The 22,123-nt window shown below is 67.4% G+C and carries 19 protein-coding genes and 1 pseudogene; 6 read left to right on the top strand and 14 right to left on the bottom strand.

What is annotated here, in order from left to right; genetic code table 11:
• The 4 genes from G531_RS26525 to drmC all read left to right on the top strand — a co-directional run.
• Nucleotides 1–261: hypothetical protein (locus tag G531_RS26525; RefSeq protein WP_211221891.1), on the top strand; the 261-nt coding region annotated here is incomplete at its 5' end.
• Nucleotides 262–277: 16 nt separating this feature from the next.
• On the top strand, nt 278–3,994 hold the full coding sequence (gene drmA / locus G531_RS0116660) for a DISARM system helicase DrmA (RefSeq protein ID WP_026928098.1): 3,717 nt from the start codon (nt 278–280) through the stop codon (nt 3,992–3,994).
• Nucleotides 3,994–6,039, top strand: coding sequence for a DUF1998 domain-containing protein (drmB, locus tag G531_RS0116655; protein ID WP_211221890.1), 2,046 nt, complete (start codon nt 3,994–3,996; stop codon nt 6,037–6,039). The genes drmA and drmB overlap by 1 nt, the downstream gene beginning before the upstream one ends.
• A 25-nt stretch (nt 6,040–6,064) precedes the next feature.
• On the top strand, nt 6,065–6,751 hold the full coding sequence (drmC, locus tag G531_RS0116650; RefSeq protein ID WP_245630564.1) for a DISARM system phospholipase D-like protein DrmC: 687 nt from the start codon (nt 6,065–6,067) through the stop codon (nt 6,749–6,751).
• A gap of 280 nt (nt 6,752–7,031) precedes the next feature.
• On the opposite strand, the gene glnA is transcribed toward drmC, so the two are convergent.
• Nucleotides 7,032–8,453 (bottom strand): type I glutamate--ammonia ligase, encoded by a 1,422-nt coding sequence (glnA, locus tag G531_RS0116645; protein ID WP_026928095.1) that lies wholly within the window; start codon nt 8,451–8,453, stop codon nt 7,032–7,034.
• A gap of 125 nt (nt 8,454–8,578) precedes the next feature.
• On the opposite strand from glnA, the gene G531_RS0116640 reads away from it, so the two are divergent.
• Nucleotides 8,579–9,007, top strand: a complete 429-nt coding sequence (locus tag G531_RS0116640) for an RDD family protein (protein ID WP_026928094.1) — start codon at nt 8,579–8,581, stop codon at nt 9,005–9,007.
• 18 nt (nt 9,008–9,025) lie between these two features.
• Here the strand turns inward: G531_RS0116640 and G531_RS0116635 are convergent, their stop codons facing one another.
• Complete coding sequence (locus G531_RS0116635) at nt 9,026–9,571, bottom strand: hypothetical protein (protein WP_145978816.1); 546 nt, start codon at nt 9,569–9,571, stop codon at nt 9,026–9,028.
• Between the two features lie 124 nt (nt 9,572–9,695).
• On the opposite strand from G531_RS0116635, the gene G531_RS0116630 reads away from it, so the two are divergent.
• Entirely contained in the window at nt 9,696–10,205 is a 510-nt protein-coding gene (locus tag G531_RS0116630; protein ID WP_026928092.1) for a PaaI family thioesterase, read from the top strand.
• 5 nt (nt 10,206–10,210) lie between these two features.
• On the opposite strand, the gene G531_RS0116625 is transcribed toward G531_RS0116630, so the two are convergent.
• The 12 genes and pseudogenes from G531_RS0116625 to lipB form a co-directional block, all read right to left on the bottom strand.
• Nucleotides 10,211–11,713, bottom strand: a complete 1,503-nt coding sequence (locus G531_RS0116625) for an MFS transporter (RefSeq protein ID WP_145978815.1) — start codon at nt 11,711–11,713, stop codon at nt 10,211–10,213.
• Nucleotides 11,706–12,278: a PadR family transcriptional regulator gene (locus G531_RS23500; RefSeq protein WP_051215642.1), complete on the bottom strand. Its 573-nt coding sequence runs from the start codon at nt 12,276–12,278 to the stop codon at nt 11,706–11,708. Before G531_RS23500 ends, G531_RS0116625 begins: the two co-directional genes overlap by 8 nt.
• Nucleotides 12,279–12,384: 106 nt before the next feature.
• Nucleotides 12,385–14,169, bottom strand: a complete 1,785-nt coding sequence (locus G531_RS0116615; protein WP_026928090.1) for an ABC-F family ATP-binding cassette domain-containing protein — start codon at nt 14,167–14,169, stop codon at nt 12,385–12,387.
• Nucleotides 14,169–14,549: a transcriptional regulator gene (locus tag G531_RS0116610; protein ID WP_051215641.1), complete on the bottom strand. Its 381-nt coding sequence runs from the start codon at nt 14,547–14,549 to the stop codon at nt 14,169–14,171. The genes G531_RS0116615 and G531_RS0116610 overlap by 1 nt, the downstream gene beginning before the upstream one ends.
• Nucleotides 14,550–14,753: 204 nt before the next feature.
• Nucleotides 14,754–15,491, bottom strand: a complete 738-nt coding sequence (locus G531_RS0116605; protein WP_026928088.1) for a hypothetical protein — start codon at nt 15,489–15,491, stop codon at nt 14,754–14,756.
• 136 nt (nt 15,492–15,627) lie between these two features.
• The gene (locus tag G531_RS0116600; protein ID WP_026928087.1) at nt 15,628–16,212 is read right to left on the bottom strand and encodes a hypothetical protein; all 585 of its coding nucleotides are present in this window, start codon (nt 16,210–16,212) and stop codon (nt 15,628–15,630) included.
• A 4-nt stretch (nt 16,213–16,216) separates the two neighbouring features.
• Complete coding sequence (locus G531_RS0116595; protein ID WP_026928086.1) at nt 16,217–17,008, bottom strand: DUF4191 domain-containing protein; 792 nt, start codon at nt 17,006–17,008, stop codon at nt 16,217–16,219.
• 32 nt (nt 17,009–17,040) lie between these two features.
• Nucleotides 17,041–17,986: pseudogene (gene lipA / locus G531_RS0116590) on the bottom strand (lipoyl synthase); the annotation flags it as partial.
• A 168-nt stretch (nt 17,987–18,154) separates the two neighbouring features.
• On the bottom strand, nt 18,155–18,568 hold the full coding sequence (locus G531_RS0116585) for a hypothetical protein (protein ID WP_026928084.1): 414 nt from the start codon (nt 18,566–18,568) through the stop codon (nt 18,155–18,157).
• Nucleotides 18,569–18,620: 52 nt separating this feature from the next.
• A complete protein-coding gene (locus G531_RS0116580; protein WP_026928083.1) occupies nt 18,621–19,397 on the bottom strand; it encodes an ABC transporter permease in 777 nt (258 codons plus the stop codon).
• Entirely contained in the window at nt 19,397–20,338 is a 942-nt protein-coding gene (locus tag G531_RS23495) for an ABC transporter ATP-binding protein (RefSeq protein WP_051215640.1), read from the bottom strand. Before G531_RS23495 ends, G531_RS0116580 begins: the two co-directional genes overlap by 1 nt.
• Before the next feature lie 134 nt (nt 20,339–20,472).
• Entirely contained in the window at nt 20,473–21,195 is a 723-nt protein-coding gene (gene lipB, locus G531_RS23490; protein ID WP_035759488.1) for a lipoyl(octanoyl) transferase LipB, read from the bottom strand.
• Between the last annotated feature and the right edge of the window lie 928 nt (nt 21,196–22,123).

Genomic DNA, 22,123 nt, shown 5'->3' with positions numbered 1-22,123 from the left:
CGACGCGTCGTCGGCTTCCCCGACGCCAGTTCCTTCGGCATAACTCCATCCTCGTTTCCAAGGTCAGGAGCCTCCAACAATCTCAGGGCGCTTCACAACGACAAAGCTCGAAGGGATATCCTTCTTTCCCAATTGGCCAGCCTTCGGGTTCGCCGAGGCCTTGTCGGCCGCCGCTTCGACAAGGACCGCGTCCTGCTGGACTGGAACCATCCTGCCTCAGTGCTGATCTGCCCGAACTCAACGGAACCGTCGGGAGAGTAGGGCAAACTAGCGAAGCGTGAACGAGGTAACTGAGGCGGCCGGGCCGCAGGCGTCGTACAAGCTGAACTACGAACTGGACGGATCGTCGCATGCAGTGCGCGAGAATCTCGTGGACATCCTTCAGCGCGAACTGCTAGGACCGATCCATGGCCCGCACGAGACGATCCCATTCAGTCCTCGGTCACAGTACCTAGTCGGCCACATCGCACCCGTCAAGTTGGTCGGGGCTTCGACGAGTTCTACCGCGGAGGACGCGGCTGGCCCCGCCGGCAGGAATGAACTTGTCGAGGTGCGAGCTGACGACGATGGGGTGAGCGACGGCCGCGGTGTGCCTGCCTACGCCGCCGACGACACCGAGGCGGATTCTGAGGAAGACGACATCGAAGATCGGGCCCCGAAGCAGGGACTGATGATTCCCGCGTCGATGGGCCTGCGGTTTCAAGTTCCGGCAGACCTGGACGCGTTCCGCGTCGTGGCATCGTGGGGGACCTACGAGACGGTCGAGACCGAGAAGGTGACCAAAGCTGGGCGACCTGTTCGGCAGTATCAGCGAACTCCGGTCGAGGAGACCCGCACCGTCCACCTTGCTGATCTCACTCCCGGCCAGACGGCAACCGTGGGGTTGAAGGAGTCGATAGTCCTGCGGGTGGACCGCTATGACGACTTGCAGTTCAACCGCGTGCTCGTGGAGATCGCGCTCTGCAATGACCGCGAGACACCAATGCCCATCCCGCTGAGCATGTGGATGTTCCAGACCAAGCTGTTCGTGGACGCCGGTGGAGCAGAAGTGTTTCTGCCGGTGCAGGATGTGATGGAGCACGACTACCCTGAGCATGACGAAGAGGTCAAGCGCCTCAACCTTCAGTACCGCAATCGACTTGAGTTCGCTATCGGTCGCACCTGCTCGGCCGAGTGGACTCTCAAGTCCGCCTCCCGCCGCGCGACTGCTGTCGAGACGACCTGGCTGCCCATCGGGGAGACTCCGCAGACCAGGGCGCGGTCGGTTGAGAACGCGACGTTGTCGATGGACGCCTTATCCTCGATCACTGCAGAGGGACTGCGCTCAGGACTTGAGCCACTGGTCTCTGGCTATGGCGAGTGGCTTGACGCTCAGGAGGCTGAGGCCGCCACACTGCCAAGGCATCTTCAGGAAACGGCCGAGGTGGCGTTGGGGGACGCGCGAGAAGCGCACAAGCGACTCGTGGCAGGGCTGGAGCACATCGCGGTCGACCCGGAAGCCCTACGTTGCTTCCAGTTCATGAACCGAGTGATGCGGGACCAGCGAATCGCCTCCCAGGTGGCGGCTGCCCGCGCTGCTGACTCAACCGTCTCGATTGCGGCGGCGCAGGAAATCGTCGCGGGTCGTGGCGCGTCCGCTGCTTCGTGGCGTCCGTTTCAGCTCGCGTTCATTCTGATGCAACTTGGCGCGTTGACCGATCCTGCTGCTCCCGCTCGCAGTTCGGAGCACCAGGCAAAGGTCGAACTGCTCTTTTTCCCCACGGGTGGCGGCAAGACCGAGGCGTACCTCGGGCTCGCTGCCTACACGTTCGCGATCCGACGCCGTCAGGGCGTCGTGCAGTCTGCTGACGGGCCGCTCGATGGGCGCGACGGCATCGCCGTCCTCATGCGTTACACACTCCGCCTCCTGACGGCACAGCAGTTCCAACGTGCGACTGCCCTAGTGTGTGCCGCTGAGTTGGCTCGTCTCGATGACGTTGAAACCTGGGGCGTCGAGCCCTTCCGCATCGGCCTGTGGGTCGGGACCGACGTCAGCCCCAAGCGCTTCGAGGAAGCAGATGAACAGCTCAAGAAGGTCAACGAGGGATTCGGGCACCGTCTGACAGTCCTGCAGATTCAACGCTGCCCGTGGTGCGGCACTCCGATCACTGGCGCACAGGTCAAGGCGGACGCCAACAGTCGCCGCGTATTCGTCCATTGTGGCGACGAGCTGGCCCGGTGCCCGTTCTCCAAGGGGGGAGCCGTGAGCGAGGGCCTGCCGGTCCTGACCGTGGACGAGGAGATCTACCGCCTCACACCTGCCTTCATAATCGCCACCGTGGACAAGTTCGCCCGATTGGCTCGGGAAGGTGAGGCCGCCGCACTGTTTGGGTACGTTAGTCGCCGCTGCGGCCGTCATGGCTACGTCCACGCCGACTACGGGCCCTGCCAGGTTGGGTCGCACCCGGCGAAGAATGGGCTTCCTGGGGCAACTGTCGCGCCGGTGGGCCGCCTGCGCCCGCCAGACCTCATCATCCAAGACGAGTTGCACCTCATCACCGGTGCGCTCGGAACCGCGGTTGGCCTCTTCGAGGTCGCCGTGGAGACCCTGTCATCGTGGGAGACGTCCGACCGATCACCGGTCAAGCCACTGATAGTCGCGTCGACCGCCACGGTTCGCAATGCACAAGAGCAGGTGCGCGGACTCTACGGACGCCAGGTCGAGATCTTCCCGCCGCAGGTGCTAGATGTCGCCGATACCTTCTTCTCCCAAGAAATCCCCATCGACGACGTCAACCCAGGTCGCCGCTACATCGGTGTCAGCGCGCAAGGAGTTCGCCTGTCCAGCGCCGAGATCCGGGTTTCGGAGGTCCTGCTGTCCGCTGGACAGCTACTGCTGGACACGGCGGGTGCTGTTGCCGACCCGTACATGACCTTGGTCGGATACTTCAACGCCACTCGCGAGCTCGCAGGCATGGCTCGGTATGTCGCTGATGACGTCCAGAGCCGGGTCAACAGCCCGCGCAAGGACTCTGGTTTCCCACGCCGACGGGGGGCCTCGTTCGGGTTGCTGAATGTTGGGGAGTTGACATCCCGCATCGCATCGTCGGAGATCGGCCAAACGCTCGACCACCTTGGCCTGGAGTTCGACCCGGGCTATGACTCCACGGAGGCATCCCACGCACGGATCGCCCGCACGCGCGAGGGCAAGAAGACCCCGTCCCGGAAGAACTCGCCGTTCGACGTCGTGCTTGCAACCTCGATGTTGCAGGTCGGCGTCGACATCCAGCGTCTGGGACTCATGCTCGTCGTCGGCCAACCGAAGAACACAGCCGAATACATTCAGGCATCGTCTCGTGTGGGTCGAGACCCGTCCGCTCGTCCTGGGCTCGTGGTGACCCTCGGCAACTGGGCTCGGGCACGTGACCTCGCCCACTTCGAACAGTTCCGGCATTATCACGAGACCTTCTATGCCCAGGTCGAAGCACTGTCGGTGACGCCGTACTCGCCGACCTCCCTGGAGCGCGGTATCGACGGCCTACTCATCAGCGCTGCCCGCGTTTTTCAAGCCCCGGTCACTGACGGGATCTCGCCGGAGCGTGCGGCATGGCGCATCAGGGACCAGCGCCCAGCGGTCGAAGCCATCGCGGATAAGCTCAAGCAACGGATCGCTGCCGCTGCGCTCGACGAGGCTGCAACAAAGCGGGCGAACGATCTGCTTGTCAATCGGCTGGACCGCTGGACCGAGCGTGCCAAGCGAGCCGCCGACATGCACAAGACCCTCGTCTACGAACGAACCGGCGAGGGCGGGAAGTACCTGCCGCTGATCATCAGTCCCGAGAACGCCAAGGCGTCTGTCGGTGGCTCGATGGAGGCTCCGTTCGTGATCGCCAACTCTATGCGCGAGGTCCAGCCCGAGATCAACCTGCTGGTCAGCCCAATGCCGGATCGGCTCTTCGCTCGAACACCTGACGGCGTTGCTGACTGGACCCTTCCGGTAGGGGAGGAAGACTGATGGCTGGCCTGCTGCCCGAGCCTGGCCAGGACATGCTGCACGACGAGCACGAACTGCTCGACCCGCTGGGTGATGCTGAGGAGGGCATGGTCAAGAATCGTGCCAAGGTTGGCTCCGCCCGCCCCTCGTCGCTGCTCTATACCTACGGTCCCGGCGCGATCATCGACTTGCCCAGCTTCTCGATCATGCCGGCTGGCCTCGATGACTGGGAGTCGATCTGGAAACGGCGTGAGAGCGTCCCGAGCATCCTCGAAACCCGCCTTCTCAACGTCGTCAGGCTCCACCTTGGCCCGCAGGTCGATGCCTTGCGTCCGTTCCCATGGCAGCCGAAGCGCATGGGCTTGTCCGGCGAAGGCTCGGATCTCGGCATCCCGGGGCGCGTGTTCCCGCAATGGTTTCGCTGCACGGGCTGTGACTACCTTGGGCCTTTGCCGCGATTCCACTACACGAACACTCACCCCTTCCGGCCGGACCTCGCTCAGTTCACCCACGAAAACTGCCCAGGCCGAGGAGGCCGATCGAAACGGAAGTCCGGCAGCCCTGCGGTACCTGCCCAGCACCTGCTGACCTGCACCAACGGTCACCTCGACGAGTTTCCCTACTCATTGTGGGTCCACAGAGGCAAGACGTGCCCCAAGGCCGAGCTGCCAGACCTGAAGATGAGGGACGCCAATGTCGGCAAGAGCGTTGGCTCGATCATCGCCTGCGCCTCCTGCGGCCAGACCCGCGGCATGGCCGAAGCCCAAGGCTCGGTCGGTCGCGAGAAACTCCCGCTTAAGTGCCGCGGACGTCACCCCCATCTCAACGCCTTCGACCACGGCTGCGATGCTCGCCCCGCACTCATCATGATGGGAGCCTCGAATCTCTGGTTCGCCTCCACACAGTCGATCATCGTCATGCCTCGCACCGACGCCGAGGAGAAGGAAGCCCTCGCCGATCGACTCCGCCTCGAGCTCGGCGTCGAGCAGGTCAAGCAGTTCGGCAGCCAGGTCGACGTCATCAAGGCACTGGCAGGTGCGAAGAACCTCGACCTCGACGGCCTTACCGACGACGCCATCGCTGCCGCGGTCGCGGACGTCCTCGCACCTGCCGACTCCGAGGAGGTGCGCCAGGAGAAGCTCGCAGCATGGGATCCGGTTGACCTTCTTGTTCCCGAGTGGCGCTACCTCCAGAAGCCCGCACTATTCTCGCAACAGCAAAACTCCAGCGGCCTCATGGTCACTGAGATGCAACGCGACACCGATCTACATCCACTGATCAGTCGCGTCGTCGCGGTCAACAAGATGAAGAAGGTCAATGCAGTTCTCGGCTTCACCCGCCTCGATGAGATGGACCGCGTCAACGATCTCGTCAGCCGACTGGTCAAGCTAACTCGGAACCGGAAGCCGACCTGGGTGCCCGCGACAGAGGACCGAGGCGAAGGAATCTTCCTCCAACTCGACCTCGACGCCGTCGCAAGCTGGGAGCAGTCGATCCTCGCGACGCCGCTGTGGGATGCCCACCGCTCCGCCCACCGACGCAACTTCGAGCGCCGTTTCTCCGAGACCGCCAAAAACATCGACCCTGACCTGCGGCTGCCGGCGCCTCGCTACTGGCTGCTTCACACGCTTTCACACGCGCTCATCCGTGAAATGGCGATGTCGAGCGGCTATGGCGCGGCAAGTCTCACCGAGCGCATTTATGGATGGACCAGCACTCCGCAGCGCGAAGCCGCCGCTGGCCTATTGATCTGCACGACGGCGTCCGACAGCGAAGGCACCCTCGGCGGTCTCGTGGCTCTGTCAGAACCAAAGCGACTCCACGGCCTTCTCCTGTCTGCGCTGCGTCGCGCGGCGCGCTGCTCGTCCGACCCGGTGTGCGCAACTCGGACGCCCAGCGATCCCGAAGACTTCCTGCACGGTGCTGCCTGCCACTGCTGCTCGTTCGCTTCGGAGACCTCATGTGAGAAGGCGAACCGGTTCCTCGACCGGCGGTTCCTGCTCAACCTCCCGACAGCCACGGGCGAGACCGTGCCGGCGTTCTTCGAGAGCCCGGATGTCCTCTGACCCGTTCTCGTCACTCGGGGAGTTCTTGACCGCCAGCGAGGCCGAAGCCCTAGCCGCGCAGTTCGCAGCTGGCCAGCACACCGTCAAGGCACTCGCCGTCGTGAACGCCGCACGTCGAGGTGCGGCCAAGCAGCTCCTCGCAGGCGCCGGGCTGAGCCACGGGGATGGCACTCATGCTGCTGGTGTTCTACGAGCCATCGCGGGCGCCAAGTCCTTGAACCGCGATCTGACGCCCGTCTGGACGATGCCGGGGAATGAAGCGACCGTTGGACATCTGACCGGCGAGTTCCACCGCCTTGTCCAGGCGGCGCGGCAGTCGGTCGTCTGTGCGACCTACAACTTCGAGGAATCCTCGCAGATGTGGACCGTGCTCAAGCAAGCGTCGGAGCAACCGGGCGTGGTGGTCACCGCATACATTGATGGCGACAAGGCTGACGCCGATAAGGTCAAGGCTCAGCTCCCGAAGGTAACCGTCTACCAGTCCGCAGAGCTGCCCAACGGCAAGCGCATCGTCAGCCACGCCAAGTTCATAGTCATCGACCACGAGGTGCTACTGCTTACCAGCGCCAACTTCTCCTTCAGCGCCGAGAACCGCAACGTGGAGTTCGGCCTGCTCGTCCGCGACTCCGCTCTAGCTGTGTCTGTTGAGTCGACCATGACCAGCAAGCACGGCTCGCTCTATGAGTTGGTACAGCGACGTGCAGGACCCTGATTTGGCAGCGCTCGCGATATGCGAATGAGGCCATGCACCCGATCACTCTTCGGGCTTGCGACCGAGCACGAGCGGGAGACCGCGATCATCTCGTCCGGGGAGTCGATGGCGAGTGTCATTCCCGTCAGATGCGCGACCTCAACGGTCCCGAATGGCGCCCGATTCTGGGGGCTGCGGCCGCAAACAACGAGAACGGCCCCTGACGCTCGAAGACACTGAATGGCGTTCTCGCAGGCCAGGGGCCGTTTCCACGGCTCTTATCAGAGGCTGAAGCCCCAGATCAGATGTCGTAATACATCTCGAACTCGTGCGGATGCGGACGCTGCCGCAGGGCGGCGATGTCGGCCCGCTTGAGCTCGATCCAGGTCTCGATCAGGTCGGGGGTGAACACGTCCCCGGCCAGCAGGTACTCGTGGTCGGCCTCGAGGGCGTCCAGGACCTGCTCCAGGTCGGCCGGCACGGTCGCGATGTCGGCATGCTCATCCGGCGGCAACTCGTACAGGTCCTTGTCGATCGGCTCCGGCGGCTCGATCCGGTTCTGGATCCCGTCGATGCCGGCCAGCAGCATCGCGGCGAAGGCCAGGTACGGGTTCGACGACGGGTCGGGGCAGCGGAACTCGACGCGCTTGGCCTTCGGGTTCGACCCGGTGATCGGGATCCGGATGCAGGCCGAGCGGTTGCGCTGGGAGTAGACCAGGTTGACCGGCGCCTCGAAGCCCGGCACGAGCCGATGGTACGAGTTCGCGGTCGGGTTGGTGAAGGCGAGCAGCGACGGAGCGTGCTTGAGCAGGCCACCGATGTACCAGCGGGCCATGTCGGACAGACCGCCGTAGCCGGCCTCGTCGTAGAACAGCGGCTTGCCGTCGCTCCACAGCGAGGAGTGCACGTGCATGCCGGAGCCGTTGTCACCGAAGATCGGCTTCGGCATGAAGGTCGCGGTCCGACCCGCCTCCCAGGCGGTGTTCTTCACGATGTACTTGAACTTCATCACGTTGTCCGCCGAGGTCAGCAGCTCGTCGAAGCGCCAGTTGATCTCGGCCTGACCGGCGCCGCCGACCTCGTGGTGGGCGCGCTCGACGACCAGACCGGAGTTCTCCATGTGGCGCACGATGTCGTCGCGCAGGTCACCGAAGTGGTCGGTCGGGGCGACCGGGAAGTAGCCGCCCTTGTACTTGACCTTGTAGCCGCGGTTGCCGCCCTCTTCGTTGCGGCCGGTGTTCCACTGACCCGCCTCGGAGTCGATGTGGACGTACGACTGGTGCGGCGAGGTCTCGAAGCGGATGTCGTCGAAGACGTAGAACTCGGCCTCGGGAGCGAAGAACGCGGTGTCGCCGATGCCGGTGGAGGCGAGGTAGGCCTGCGCCTTGCGCGCGATGTTGCGCGGGTCGCGGCTGTAGGCCTCCTTGGTCAGCGGATCGTGCACGAAGAAGTTCACGACCAGGGTCTTCGACTTCCGGAACGGGTCCAGGTACGCCGTGGTCGGATCCGGCAGCAGCGCCATGTCGGACTCGTGGATCTTCTGGAATCCGGCGACCGACGAACCGTCGAAGGCCAGACCGTCCTCGAACACGGCCTCGTCGAACGAACCCGCCGGCACAGTGAAGTGCTGCATGATGCCGGGGACGTCACAGAACCGGCAGTCGACGTTCTCGATGCCCTCGTCCTTGATGTAGGCCAGAAGGTCTTCCGAGCCTTTGAACATATTTCCTCCCGATGTTCGCTTACCGGGTCACCCTATGCGGCACCCGTTGCTCGAGCTTTGCGGGGGTGTTTCGGGGATGTAACAGGGGAGCCCGCGGGTTGGCCCCGCCCGGTAGTCTGCAGGGCATGTCGACGCTGGAAACCCACGAGGACTATCCGGGCCAGGGACTGGGCCTGCCACAGTCCGGACGCGGCTCGCTGGCGTCCTGGTGGTCCCGGATCACCGCCCTCGTTCTGGACTGGGCCGTCTCGATGATTGTCGCGGTGGCGATCTTCGGCACCGAGGTACTCACCGGCAACGGCTGGCGCTCGTTCATGATCCTGGCCGTGTTCTTCGTCGAGGCGTCGGTGATGACCGCCCTGACCGGTGGCTCGATCGGGCAGTTGCTCACCCGGATCGCGGTGATCCGGCTCGGGCACGACCGGGTCGGGTGGGTGCGGGCCGTGGGGCGGACGCTGCTGGTCTGCCTGGTGATCCCGCCGTTGGTGATCGGCGTCCATCGCCGCGGCCTGCACGACCTGGTCTGCGGCACGGTCGTGGTCAACCGTCGCTGATCCCACCCGGGACCGGGGTCAACGCGGGCCCTGGCCGGTCTCCGGGTCGACGCACTTGCCCTGGATCAGCTGCTGCAGCGGTACGCGGTGGCGGGCTCCGGTCACCACCTGCTGGGGGAGTGGGTCATCGCTGACCGGGAGATCACTCAGGGTGAACAGCGCCGCCGAGGACGGAAAGGCCCGGCTGCCCAGGCCACTGCGTACCGAACCGGCGTTGTAGGCGATCAGCAGCCCCGAGGCCGGCAGCGGCTGGTTGGTCACCGCCTCGAAGCCCTGGTTCGCCTGCCCGACCTGGTGGACCGTCACCGGGTCCTGACTGCTGCCGGAGGCGCGGTACAGCAGTTCCACCGGACCCGAGTTGACCCCGTCGACCCGATAGCTGTGCACCTGCGGATCCTCCGTACGCGCGGCCATGCACCACGCGGTGACCAGGACGACCGACCCGTCGCTGCGGGCGGCAACCCCGACGGCCGATCGTTCGGTGTCGGGGGCGGCGGTGCAGCCGGCGACCAGGACCAGGGCCGAGGCGGCCGTGATGCCGCGGAGCCGAGGAGGAAACTGCACCCGCTGATTGTCCCACTCCTGGCCGGGCCGGACGAGCGGGAACAACCGGAACAATCCACCCTGGACGCGATAGCTACTCGTGAGTAGGGTTGGCCGGGTCGAACACTGAAGTTCAGGAGGAGCCATGACCGAGCCGTCCGCCCCGCGTATGCACCGGATCGACTACCACCCGCCCGAGCTGGACAAACAGAAGGTCTTCGGCCGCTCCGGCCTGGCTCACCTGCAGGCGATGGCCGCCGGTGAGATCCCCGCGCCGCCGATCTCGGCCCACATCGGACTGGGCATCGTCTCGGTCACCGAGGGGGACGTGGTGATGACCGCCGAGCCGCATGAATCCCACTACAACCCGATCGGCTCGGTGCACGGCGGCTTCTTCGCCATCCTGCTCGACTCGGTCTGTGGCTGCGCGGTGCACAGCACCCTGCCGGCCGGGGTTGGCTACACCACCCTGGAGTTGAAGGTGTCCTTCCTGCGCGGGATTACCGCGGACACCGGCACGGTCACCGCGCACGGTTGGGTCACCAAGCCCGGGCGCTCGGCCGCCTTTGCCGAGGGCGATATCCGGGACAGCGACGGCCGGGTCCTGGCGACCGCGTCGAGCACGCTGCTGGTGATGGGGCCCGCGGGCGCCTGAATCGCTCAGCTGGTCGGTGGCCTGCCTTCGGCCGGCACCTCCTTGGGAAGGGCGAACACCAGGAGGAAGGCGGCGAGCGCGAGCACGGCGTTGGTGGCGATGGCAAAGGTTGCCGACTGACCGAACGCGGTGGCCAGATCGGCTTGGCTCGGTGGGCCGGGCTGGCTCGGTACGACATCGAGGGTGCCGAACAGGATCGTGCCGATGACCGCGATGCCGGCGGCCTGACCGATTCGCTGGGCGGTCCCGATGACACCCGAGGCGGCACCCGCCTCGCTGCGCTCCACCGTGGCGACGATGAACTCGACATTCGGGGCGATGAACAGGCCGGCCCCGATCCCGGCCAGAGCCAGCGGCGGGAGCAGCACCCAGGCGGTGAGATCGACCGTCGGGATCAGCAGCAGCACCAGCCACACGCCGACCAGGCCGAGGGTGAGGCAGCCGGTGCCGGCCGAGAGTACGGTGCGGCCGACGCGTTCTGCCAGCCGATCACTCAGTGCGGCGCTGACGATGAAGCCGCCGGCGAAGGAGAGCGAGACCAGACCGGCTTCGAGGGCGGTGTGCCCGAGGCCGGCCTGCCACAGGATCGAGATCGTGAAGAAGATGCTGGTGAAGGCGGCGAAGAAGGCCAGCGCGAGTACGACGCCACCGGTGAAGGACGCGCGCCGAAACAGCCCGGGAGGCACCAGCGGGCTGCCCCCGCGTCGATCGACGTGGATCTCCCACCGGGCGAACCCGGCCAGCAGCAGGACGCCCCCGGCGAGGCTGAGGTAGGTCCACAGCGGCCAGCCGGCCTCCTCGCCCTGGATCAGCGGCACGAACAGGGCGAGCAGGCCGGTGGCCAGCAGCAGGACGCCGACCAGGTCGGTGCCGTGCGGCGCGCCGTCCTCGGCTCCGCGCGGCAGGAACACCAGGGCCGCGAGCACACCGAGCAGGCCGAAGGGCAGGTTCACCAGGAAGATCGATCGCCAGCCCTCGGCTTCGCCGAACCACTCGATGAGCAGGCCGCCGATGACCGGGCCGAGCGCGGTGGCGACCCCGATCGCCGCGCCCATGATCGCGAACGCCCGGCCCCGTCGGCTGGGCGGGAACATGAGTTGGATCAGGGCGGTCACGGCGGGGAAGAAGGTGCCCGCGGCCAGGCCCTGCACCACGCGGGCGACCACGAGTTGGGTCGGGTCGGTCGCCAGACCGCACCACAGGCTGGCCAGGGTGAAACCGGCCAGTCCGGTGACGAAGACCGGCTTGTGGCCGATCCGGTCACCGATGCGGCCGGCGGGGATCAGGGCGACCCCGTACGCGAGGGCGTACCCGGCGATGATCCAGGAGAGGGTCGCTTCGGAGGTGTCCAGGCCGGTGCGGATCGTGGGGATCGCGACATTGATGATCGTGGTGTCCAACAGGGCCATCGACATGCCGAGGACGACCACGGCGAGACTGAGCCAGGTGCGGCGCGGGATCGCGTCGGCGGGCGCCTCGGCAGCGGTGGGAGTGGGCAAACTAGTCACGGGGCTGGTCCTTTCGTGCGGCTTCGTCGGCGAGAAGCGCCGGCAGCTGTTCGAGCAGTGATTCGTGCCAGTCGATCTCGGCCCGCAGCCGGTGCACCCGGTGACTGTGGACGACCCGTTCGAGGGGAGTCAGGTACTGCTGGAAGAACCGGATGTGCGCCTCGAACTCTTCGAGCATCAGCCGTAACCGGGCGAGCCGCTCCCGCACCAGCTCCGGAACCTCATCGACATTGGCGCGATCCAGTCGGGCCAGGGCGATGTCGACGGGGTCGGCGCGCAGCACGACCTTGCGGAGCCCCTCGCGGCGCAGGCGGGCGAGGGTGACCACACCTGCCTCGGTGATCCGCCACACCATGCGCTCGGGGTACCCGCCGACCTTCTCGGTGCGTACCTCTTCGATCAGGCCTTCGGTGGCGAGCCGCTTGATCGCGGCGTACAGGCCGCTGGGGGAGATGTCGGCCCACAGGTCGACGTGTTCCTTCTCAGCGATCTGGCGGAGCTGGTACCCGTGCATGTCGCCGCCATCGGCGAGGGAGCTGAGGATGTAGAGACGAATCGATGACACGTGATTAGTCTCACATGACTAGTCGTGCGAGGCAATGGTTGTTCGGGGTTCCGCCTCGGAGGCGTACGACGCGGGCGGCGTACGGGACGGTGTGGAGGGCGTCCGCTCACTCGACCAGTTCGGACAACTCCAACCAGCGTTCCTCGAGTTCGGTGGCTTCGGCCTCCAACTGCTGCACGCTGTCGTGCTGGGCCTGTAGCCCGGCGTAGTCGGTCGGGTCGTGGTCGGCCATCTTCTGGTTGAGCGCGGCCACCTCGGATTCGATCTTGTTCAGCCGGCGTTCGATCGACGCGACTTCCTTCTGCACCGCGCGGCGCTCGGCTCCGGACATCTCGTTGTCCGGGGCGGCCGCTGCCGCGGGAACCGTCGGCTCGGGCGCGCTGTCCTGCGCCCGCCGCAGTCGGAGGTACTCATCGACCCCGCCGGGGACGTGGCGCAGCGTACCGTCGAGGATGGCGTACTGCTGGTCGGTGACCCGTTCCAGCAGGTAGCGGTCGTGGGAGACCACGATCAGCGTGCCGGGCCAGGAGTCGAGCAGGTCCTCCATCGCGGCCAGCATGTCCGCGTCCACATCGTTGGTCGGCTCGTCCAGAGCGATCACATTCGGCTCGCTCAGCAACAGCAGCAACAACTGCAACCGGCGCTTCTGCCCACCGGACAGCTCCGCAACCCGGGTCGACAGGTGCTCCCGCTGGAAGCCCAGCCGCTCCAACAGCTGCGCCGGGGTGAAGTCCTTGCCCTCGATGGTGAAGGTGGTCTGGGTCCGGGCCAGTACCTCCCGGACCCGGTCCCCGGCAATGTCGGTCAACTGGGAGAACTGCTGGTCCAGGATGCCGATGCGAACCGTTTTGCCGCGCTTGACCCGGCCCGACGTCGGCTCGAGGGTGCCGCAGATCAGCCCGAGCAGGGTCGACTTGCCCGCGCCGTTGGCACCCAGGATGCCGCTCCGCTCACCCGGCCCGATCCGCCAGGTCACATGGCGGAGAATGTCGCGCCCGTCGAAGGCGACCCCGGCGTCCTCCAGGTCGACCACGTCCTTGCCGAGGCGAGCCACCGCCATCCGCTGCAGTTCGAGCTTGTTGCGGACCGGCGGCACGTCCTCGATCAGCTGATTCGCCGCATCGATGCGGAACTTCGGCTTGGACGTACGCGCGGGCGCGCCCCGCCGCAGCCAGGCGAGCTCCTTGCGCATCAGGTTCTGCCGCTTCTGCTCCGTCGCGGCGGCGATCCGGTCCCGCTCCACCCTTTGCAGCACGTACGCGGCGTACCCACCTTCGAACGGCTCGACGATCCCGTCGTGCACCTCCCAGGTCTGGGTGCACACCTCATCGAGGAACCAGCGATCGTGGGTGATCACCAGCAGACCGCCGGCATTGCGCGCCCACCGCTTCTTCAGGTGGTCGGCCAGCCAGGCGATGCCCTCCACATCCAGGTGGTTGGTCGGCTCGTCGAGCGCGATCAGGTCCCAGTCCTCGATCAGCAGTGCGGCCAGGGCGACCCGGCGGCGCTGGCCACCGCTCAACTCACCGATCCGCGCCGACCAGTCGATGTCGCTGGCCAGGCCAGCGATCACGTCGCGCACGGCCGGATCCCCGGCCCATTCGTGTTCGGGCCGATCCCCGACGATGGCATGTCCGACCGTGTCCTCGGGATTCAGATCGTCGGTCTGGTCCACCACGCCGAACCGTACGCCGTTGCGTCGGGTCACCCGCCCGCCCTGGGGCTCGATCCGACCCGACAGCAGTCCGAGCAGGCTGGACTTGCCGTCGCCGTTGCGGCCGACAATCCCGATCCGATCGCCCTCGGCCACGCCCAGGGTCAGGCCGTCGAAGATGACCTTGGTCGGGTACTCCAGGTGCAGTTCCTCGGCGCCGAGCAGGTGAACCGGCATCAGCCGGTCACCCGGGGGTCGGCGGCAGTGATGATGCTGCGCAGCCCGGAGACGTGCGCGGCGAAGGCGTCCCGACCGGTCCCGGACGCGGAGAACCAGCGGGTCCGCCGCTTGCCCTTCCAGGTGGTCTCGGTGTTCACGTACCCGACTTCCTGCAGCACGCTCAGATGAGCGCCCAGATTGCCGTCGGACAGGCCGAGGGACTTGGCCAGCATGGTGAAGCGCATCCCGCCACCGACGGGCAGACCGACCAGGGCGGCCTGGATCCGCAAGCGGACCGCGTCGCTCAACACATGGTCCAGCGGGCTCTGGAGTGCGGCCAACACATCCTCGGGCATGTCCGAGGCATATTCGGGAGCTGTCCCGGTGGGCTCAGCCATCGTCTCTCCTGTTCCGGTCGCAGGTGGGGCCGCAGGATCGGGTCACACCTGTCCAGCAGCCATAGTGCACCCGCGCGCAAGCGCGGTGGAACCGGGCCCGAGGAATGGGCCCGATGGCCGTACGCCCGGTTGATCGGTGTGAACGGCTGAAATTGCGACGTGGGTGGCCCGTCACCGTGACGGACCACCCACGCGGCGGATGAATCAGTTGCTCGGGGTCGCGGTGGGAGTCGGGGTCGGGGAGACCGTGCCGCTCTTGGCGGTCGCCTTCGGAGCCGCGGTGGTCGGGTTGCTCTGGGCCGGGGTCGGCGCCTGGTCGGCGGCCTGGGCCTGCTGGCTCGGGGTGGCCGACTGGCTCGGGGTGGCCGACTGGCTCGGGGTGGCCGACGACGAGGCGGCAGCGGGCGCCGGGTTGGCACCGAAGGGGCACGGGAAAACAGCGGGATCGCACGGCGGGAAGCTCGTGGTCGAGGTCATCGACGCGGTCGGGGTGTAGGTGACACCGTTGTAGGTGTAGGTGGCCGTGACGGTCAACGTACCGCTGCGGTTGCCACTGTTGGAGTCGCGGCTGTACACCTCGATGGTGTGGGTGCCGGGAGTGATCTGCACGGTCGGGTTGGTGTTCGCGGGGTAGACGACGCCGTCGATGACCACACCGACCTGGGTCAGATTGACCGACTCGACCACAGCGCTGAAGGTGACCGTCAGGGTGGTGGTGCCCGAGTTGGTCCAGGTCGAGCCGATCCGGAACGACTTGTCGCAGTTCGCCGTGGAGTTACCGGGGTACTTGCAGGCGCTGCCGATGATGCCGCTCAGCTGCGGGGAGGCGGCGTACGCGGGGACGGTGCCGGCCACGAGGACGGCGGGGACGGCCCAAGCGACGCCCTTGGCGACGGTGCGGCGGGAAATGCCGCCGGGATTGGTGTTGAGGGTCTCAGCCATCTCTCGATGTTTCCTTCGTATTAGGTACGGATTCACAAGCTGTGCTCAGCGTAGCGGAGTAAATCTCCGCCTGCGCAATCCGTTGAGGCCTCACTCATTATCTCGGACTTAGTGGTGAATTTTCTCAGCCAAACTCTCAGGTAACCCGGCTGCCGGACGCCTTTTTCTGCGGATCACGGATCATCCGCACCACCCCCAGGCAGGTGAGCAGGGGACCGCCGACGAACCCGAACGCGGCCAGTTCACCCGATTGCAGCAGCGGAGCGATCCCGGCCACGACGACCACCAGGCCACCGATCACGGTGAGCGGCCGATCCCGGGAGGCGACACCGTACAGGCAGATGCCCAGACCCCACAGGGCCGCCAGCAGCAGACCCTGGTCCTGGACGGTGGTGGCCTGGGCCGCGTTGATCATCAGTGGGGACGCGGCCACCATGACGATCCAGCCCAGCCGCAGTTGCCCCTCATGGCCGGTACGAACCTGCGAATTGCGCCGCCAGGACACGATCCCGGCCGCTGTCGCAGTCCCGGCCAGCGCCACCCACCCCCACGGCTCGGGCAGGAATTCGAGGGCCGCGTAGCCCAGCAGCCACGCCAATCCCCAGACCACCAGGGGGAGGCCGGTGACCGGCGTACGCACCGCCCGCCGACTGGCCGACTCGATCCGGTCGAGGTCGGCCAGGGTGTCGCGAGCGGACTGTGGGTCCGGCGACCGGCCCATCGGCTCAGCGGCCGCGCATCTGGCGGCGGGCGCCCTTCATGCTGGTGGGCACCGGACCCTTCGGGATCGGCGCGACCGGGCGCATCGCATCGATCGCCTTCAGCCGCTGGTTGACCTCGGAGACCTGGTACTTCTCCAGCATTTTCGGCAGCTTGTTGATCTGCCCGGCCAGCTTGTTCAGCGGGACCTGACCCTCCTTGTCACCGACCACGAAGGTGGTGATGATGACCCCGTCGGCGAACTTCTCGTGCTTTTTCACCTCGGAGTTCAGCATCTGGCGCACCCGGTTCTGGTCGCCTTCGCCGACCAGGACAATGCCGCCCCGGCCGACGGCGCGGTGCACGACGTCCTGGTGCCGGGTGGCCGCGATCGCCGGGGTGTGGCTCCACTTCTTCTTGTCCAGCATCTGCAGGGCCACCTCGGAGGAACCCGCCATGCCCTCGTACCGCTTGTAGGTCGCCGCCTTCACCCGCCACAGCAGCACCAGCATCGCCAGGATCAAGCCGACCATGATGCCCATGATCAGCAGCCAGATCCACTGGTTGATCAGAATGCCGACGACCACCCCGATCACGATCGGCAACAGGAACGCAGCCAGCAGCAACCAGGTGACCGCCGGATCCTGTTCCTTGGTCAGCTTGTAGGCCTGATAGATCTGGCGCAGCGTCCCCATGTCCTTGGGGTCGGTGGAGTTGCGCTTGCGCTCCTTGGCGGCCTTCCGGTCGGCCTTGGCCTTCGCCTTCGCGTCGGCGATGCGCTGCTTCGCCCGCTCCTTGTCACTGGTGCTGGTTGCCATCGGTCGATTCCCTGTTTCTGTGAACTGCGTCTTGGTGATCTGCGGTAGCCGGAGCGGTGTCCGGGGCGAGCGGTGCGCGGGTCAGGCGCGGGCTTCGCGGGCCTGACGATAGAGCCGTCCGGCGCGATAGGACGAACGGACCAACGGGCCCGACATGACCCCGGCGTACCCGATCTCGCGGGCCTGCTCGGCGAAGTCGTCGAACTCCGCCGGGGTGACCCAGCGATCGATCGGGTGGTGTCGGTCGGTGGGGCGCAGGTACTGGGTGATGGTGATGATCTCCGTACCCGCGTCGTGCAGGTCCTGCAGCGCCTGGGTGACTTCCTCGTTGGTCTCGCCCATGCCGAGGATGAGGTTCGACTTGGTGACCAGCCCGGCGTCGCGGCTGGCCGAGAGGACCTCCAGCGAGCGGTCGTAGCGGAAGCCCGGGCGGATCCGCTTGAAGATCCGCGGGACGGTCTCCACATTGTGGGCGAACACCTCGGGCCGGGTCTCGAACAGCTGGTCGAGGAACTCCTTCTTGCCGGAGAAGTCCGGGGCCAGCATCTCCACCCCGGTCCCGGGGTTCAACTCGTGGACCTTGCGAATCGTCTCGCTGTAGAGCCAGGCCCCTTCATCGGCCAGGTCGTCGCGGCAGACGCCGGTGATGGTGGCGTACTGCAGACCCATCGTGCGGACCGACTCGGCGACCCGCTGCGGCTCCTCGATGTCGTACCCGGACGGCTTGCGCGATTCGATCTGGCAGAAGTCGCAGCGCCGGGTGCAGGAGTCGCCGCCGATCAGGAAGGTCGCCTCGCGGTCCTCCCAGCACTCGAAGATATTCGGGCACCCGGCTTCCTGGCAGACCGTGTGCAGGCCTTCCTCGCGCACGAGGTTCTTCAGGTCGCGATACTCCGGACCCATCTTGGCCCGGGTTTTGATCCAGGAAGGCTTCTTCTCGATCGGGGTCTGCGCGTTGCGCGCCTCGATCCGCAGCATCCGGCGGCCGTCCTGGCCGGTCCGGACGTTGGAATCGGAGGTACGCACCCCGTTGCTGGGGGCCACGGTGCCGAGGGGGGATGAGGTGCTCTCAGAAGAAACTGCCACCCGGCCATGCTACCTGTCCGGGTCCCTGCGGCCGAGTCTGCCCGGACCACAGCGGAACGGTCAGTCCACGTCGCGACGACAGAAGTCCACGCCGACCAGGGGGAGGGTGTACGCGGTGGTGGCCAGGCCGACCGCTGCGACCCGGGAGGCGTACACCCGGCCGCGGCGGGGCACGAACCCCAGCCAGGTGCCGAGTCCGCCGGTGGCGTACTCGGAGCCCGCGTACGCCGCAGCGGCCACGTAGCCGACCGCGCCGGCGATGATCGCGGTGAGGCCCACCATGCCCAGTGCGTTGTACTCGAAGGCGAACAGGTCGTATTGGTGGGCATACCTGATCGGCTGATCGGATGCCCGGCGCATGGCGGACCAGGTCAGCACCTGGGCGGGGATCAGCACCAGCAGCCCGATCACGGCGCTGATCCAGGTGAACCGGCGGGTGCACAGCCGGATGAGTTCGGGGCGGAGCAGGTTCATCGGTGATCGGTCTCCTTCGGGTCGCTCGGGCCCGGTCAGTCGGTCGGGCCGGTCAGTCCACGTCGCGGCGACAGAAGACCACCGCTGCGACCGCCACCAGCACGGCTACCGGGAGCAGGGTCACCACGCCGGCGGCCGCGGAGCGCGCGCCCACGACATCTCCGATGCCGAGAAAGGCGAGCGAATAGGTGAGCAGCGCGGGCGTACGCAGGCCGAGCATCCCCGGCAGGATGCTGAGGACGACCGAGAGCACCAAGAGGCCGATGGCGGCGCCGAGGGCTCCCAGGGTGGAGCGCAGCAGGGTGCCCAGGGCCGAGCCCAGCAGGGCGCCCGCGACGATGTACAGGACCGCGTTGACGGCGTACAGCGGGGCGCGTCCGGGAGCCGGGTTGCCGCCGACGCTCAGCGTGAGGATCAGCATCGAGCCGAGGCTTCCGCCGACCAGCAGAGTGCCGTACGCCGCCGCGGCCAGGGTCACCGCCCCGAGCTTGGCGGCGTACACCCTGGCCCGTTCGGGCACGAAGCTCAGCCAGGTGCCGAGGGCTCCGCTCGAGGACTCCGAGCCCTGGTAGGCGGCTGCGGCGATGTAGGCGACCGTGGCGCCCAGGAGCCCGGCGACCGCCGCCATCGAGCCGGCGTTCTCGGCGAAGGCGAAGACCCCGGCGTAGCGGCGCTCGCCGGCGTACCGGCCCATGGTGCGGGCGGCATGCTGCACGGTGGACCAGGTGCCGGCGTTGATCGCGATCAGCAGGAGCCCGGCGACCGCGGCACTGATCCAGCTGATCCGGCGGGTGGTGAGGCGGATGAGTTCGGGGCGGAACAGGTGCATCAGGCGATCCTCTGCGGGAGTGGGGCGGCGGCCGGGGGAGCGGTTTCGATCAACCGCACGTACGCCTCCTCGAGGCTGGGTCGGGACAGGCTGATCTCGTCGGGCCACAGCCCGGCCTCGGTGAGGTGCCGGTTGATCAGGTCGGGGCGATCACCGTGCACCTCGAGGTGATCGGGCAGCGAGGTGACCTGCCAGCCCCGGTGCCGCAGTGCCGCGAGGGCAGCACTCGGGGCGCCGATGCGGACCCGGACCCGGGCCCGGGCCGGGAGGATGTCGGTCAGGCGGCCTTCGGCGACCAGGTGGCCGTCCTTGATCACCGACACGGTGTCGAGGATCTCCTCGACCGCGCCGAGGTGGTGGGTGGAGACCAGCACCGCCTTGCCCATGTCGGCCAGGCCGCGCATCATCTCCCGGGTATCCCGGATGCCCTCGGGGTCCAGCCCGTTGGTGGGTTCGTCGAGGATGACCAGGTCCGGGTCGCGCAGCAGCGTGGCCGCGATCGCCAGGCGCTGTTTCATGCCCAGCGAGTAGGTCCCGAAACGCTGCCGGGCGGAGCCGGTGAGGCCGACCAGGTCGAGCACCCGGTCAACGGTGGTGGCCGGTACCCGGATCGCCAGGGCGAGCAGCCGCAGGTTCTTGCGGCCGGAGAATTCGGGATAGAAGCGGGGCCGCTCCACGATGGCGCCGACCCGGTTGATCACCTCCGGGAGCGCTGCCGGGACGGGCCGGCCGAAGATCCGGATCGCGCCGGCGTTGACGCGCACCAGGCCGAGCATCGCCCGGATCGAGGTGGATTTGCCCGAGCCGTTCGGGCCCAGGAAGCCGTGCACGCCGGTGCGGGGGACCCGCAGATCGAGCCGGTCCAGGGCGGGGGCGCGGCCGAAGTGCTTGCTCACCCCGGACATTTCGAGGGCCCAGGGGCCGGTGTCGGTTTCGCTCATCACGTGCCCTTCGACGGGGTCGGACCGGCAGAAGGTTCTGCCGCGGCACGGGGTTTGTGCCCGGGGCCCATCCTTCCGGCAGACAGGGGCAGTGGGACGGATTCGCCGGCGGCGCGGGACCGCCGGCGTACCGATCAGGACTGCAGTTGCAGCCCGTAGCTCACCCCGGTGGGCTCCGGGTGCAGATCGGGGGACTTCTCGTAGTCCTGCCAGCTGAGCAGCTCGGTCAGGTACGGCTCCAGCGCGCGGGCCACCTCGACGACGGTGGGCGGGTCGTCGAGTTCGTCGGCGAGCGAGGTGACCCCGGCGTCGTCGATGCCGCAGGGGACGATCTTGCCGAAGTCGCCCAGATCCGAGGAGACGGTCAGCGCGAAGCCGTGCATCGTGGTGTGGTGGGCGACCCGGATCCCGATCGCGCAGACCTTGCGTTCGGGCTTGGTCGCGGTGGCCGACAGCCAGACCCCGGAGCGGCCCTTGACCCGGCCGGTGGTCAACCCGTATTCGGCCAGGCAGCGGATGACCGCTTCCTCGACGCGGCGGATGTAGTCGACCACGCCGACCCCGTCGTCGGGGATCCGGACGATCGGGTAGCCCACCAGCTGGCCCGGACCGTGCCAGGTGATCTTGCCGCCGCGGTCGACATCGATCACCGGGGTGCCGTCGACGGGCCGCTCATGGGGTTCGGTACGCCGGCCCGCGGTATAGGTCGGGGGATGTTCGAGGTAGAGCACGGTGTCGCCGAGTTCCCCCTGGGACACCTGGCGGTGGATCTCCCGCTGCAGGTCCCAGGCCTGCTGGTAGTCGGTCAGGGTGACCGGATTGTCGGTGATCCCCAAGTAACGGAAGTCGAGCGCCATGGGCACATGGTACGCCGGGGCCCGGAGTTTGCCCGGCAGTGTCAGCAGTGCGACAGGTCTCCCCGGTGCGGCGCGCTCGGGTGTGCGGGGAGCGAGTGCAAGGGGCGGGGGAGCGAGTCCAGGGTTCCGCGCGGCGCGGCCCCCGGAGAGCGAGGCCAAGGTGCCGGGCGGCGAGCTGAGGGTCCCGGGCGGCGAGCCCACCTCTGGTCCAGCGAGGCAACACCCCGAGGAGCGCCCACTGCTGGCGTCGCTGCCCGACACGAGCCTTCGCTTCTTTCGGGGGTGGGCCGACTCCTGCCCAAGGAGCGTGCCGAGGGTTCGGAGGAGCGAGCCGAGGGTCCCGGGCGGCGGGGCCACCTCCGGTCCAGCGAGGCAACACCCCGGGGAGCGCGCGCTGCTGGCGTCGTTGCCCGACACGAGCCTTCGCTTCTTTCGGGGGTGGGCCGGCTCCTGCCCAAGGAGCGAGCCCAGGGTTCCGGGGAGCGAGCCGAGGGTCCCGGGCGGCGAGTCGATCACCGGTCCAGCGAGCCGAAGGTTCCGGGGAGCGAGTCGAGGGTTCCGGGGAGCGAGTCGAGAGTTCCGGGGAGCGAGCCGAGGGTCCCGGGCGGCGAGGCCAAGGCGCCGGACAGCGAGCCCACGGCCCCGGACAGCGAGGCCAAGCTGCCCGGCGGCGAGTCCGTCACCGGTCCAGCGAGGCAATACCCCGGAGAGCGTCCACTGCTGGCGTCGCTGCCCGACACGAGCCTTCGCTTCTTTCGGGGGTGGGCCGACTCCTGCCCAAGGAGCGTGCCGAGGGTCCCGGGGAGCGAGCTGAGGATCCCGAGCGGCGAGTCGAGCACAGGTCCGGCGAGCCGAGGGTTTCAGGAAGCGAGCCCAGGGTTCCGGGGAGCGAGCCGAGGGTTCCGGGCAGCGAGCCGAGGGTCCCGGG

The sequence above is a fragment of the Granulicoccus phenolivorans DSM 17626 = NBRC 107789 = JCM 15570 genome (assembly GCF_000423085.1).
Lineage (GTDB): Bacteria > Actinomycetota > Actinomycetes > Propionibacteriales > Propionibacteriaceae > Granulicoccus > Granulicoccus phenolivorans.
Note: the sequence above shows the minus strand (reverse complement) of the source record. Positions and strands in the feature narration are given on the sequence as shown.

Coding starts and splice junctions, on each gene's coding strand:
- lipB (WP_035759488.1), bottom strand. CDS start 21,195: ATGGCGCTCGACTTCCGTTACTTGGGGATCACCGACAATCCGGTCACC.
- glnA (WP_026928095.1), bottom strand. CDS start 8,453: ATGTTCAAAGGCTCGGAAGACCTTCTGGCCTACATCAAGGACGAGGGC.
- G531_RS0116615 (WP_026928090.1), bottom strand. CDS start 14,169: ATGCCGGTTCACCTGCTCGGCGCCGAGGAACTGCACCTGGAGTACCCG.
- G531_RS0116610 (WP_051215641.1), bottom strand. CDS start 14,549: ATGGCTGAGCCCACCGGGACAGCTCCCGAATATGCCTCGGACATGCCC.
- G531_RS0116640 (WP_026928094.1), top strand. CDS start 8,579: ATGTCGACGCTGGAAACCCACGAGGACTATCCGGGCCAGGGACTGGGC.
- G531_RS0116585 (WP_026928084.1), bottom strand. CDS start 18,568: ATGAACCTGCTCCGCCCCGAACTCATCCGGCTGTGCACCCGCCGGTTC.
- drmB (WP_211221890.1), top strand. CDS start 3,994: ATGGCTGGCCTGCTGCCCGAGCCTGGCCAGGACATGCTGCACGACGAG.
- G531_RS0116605 (WP_026928088.1), bottom strand. CDS start 15,491: ATGGCTGAGACCCTCAACACCAATCCCGGCGGCATTTCCCGCCGCACC.
- G531_RS0116600 (WP_026928087.1), bottom strand. CDS start 16,212: ATGGGCCGGTCGCCGGACCCACAGTCCGCTCGCGACACCCTGGCCGAC.
- G531_RS0116580 (WP_026928083.1), bottom strand. CDS start 19,397: ATGCACCTGTTCCGCCCCGAACTCATCCGCCTCACCACCCGCCGGATC.
- G531_RS0116595 (WP_026928086.1), bottom strand. CDS start 17,008: ATGGCAACCAGCACCAGTGACAAGGAGCGGGCGAAGCAGCGCATCGCC.
- G531_RS23495 (WP_051215640.1), bottom strand. CDS start 20,338: ATGAGCGAAACCGACACCGGCCCCTGGGCCCTCGAAATGTCCGGGGTG.
- G531_RS0116630 (WP_026928092.1), top strand. CDS start 9,696: ATGACCGAGCCGTCCGCCCCGCGTATGCACCGGATCGACTACCACCCG.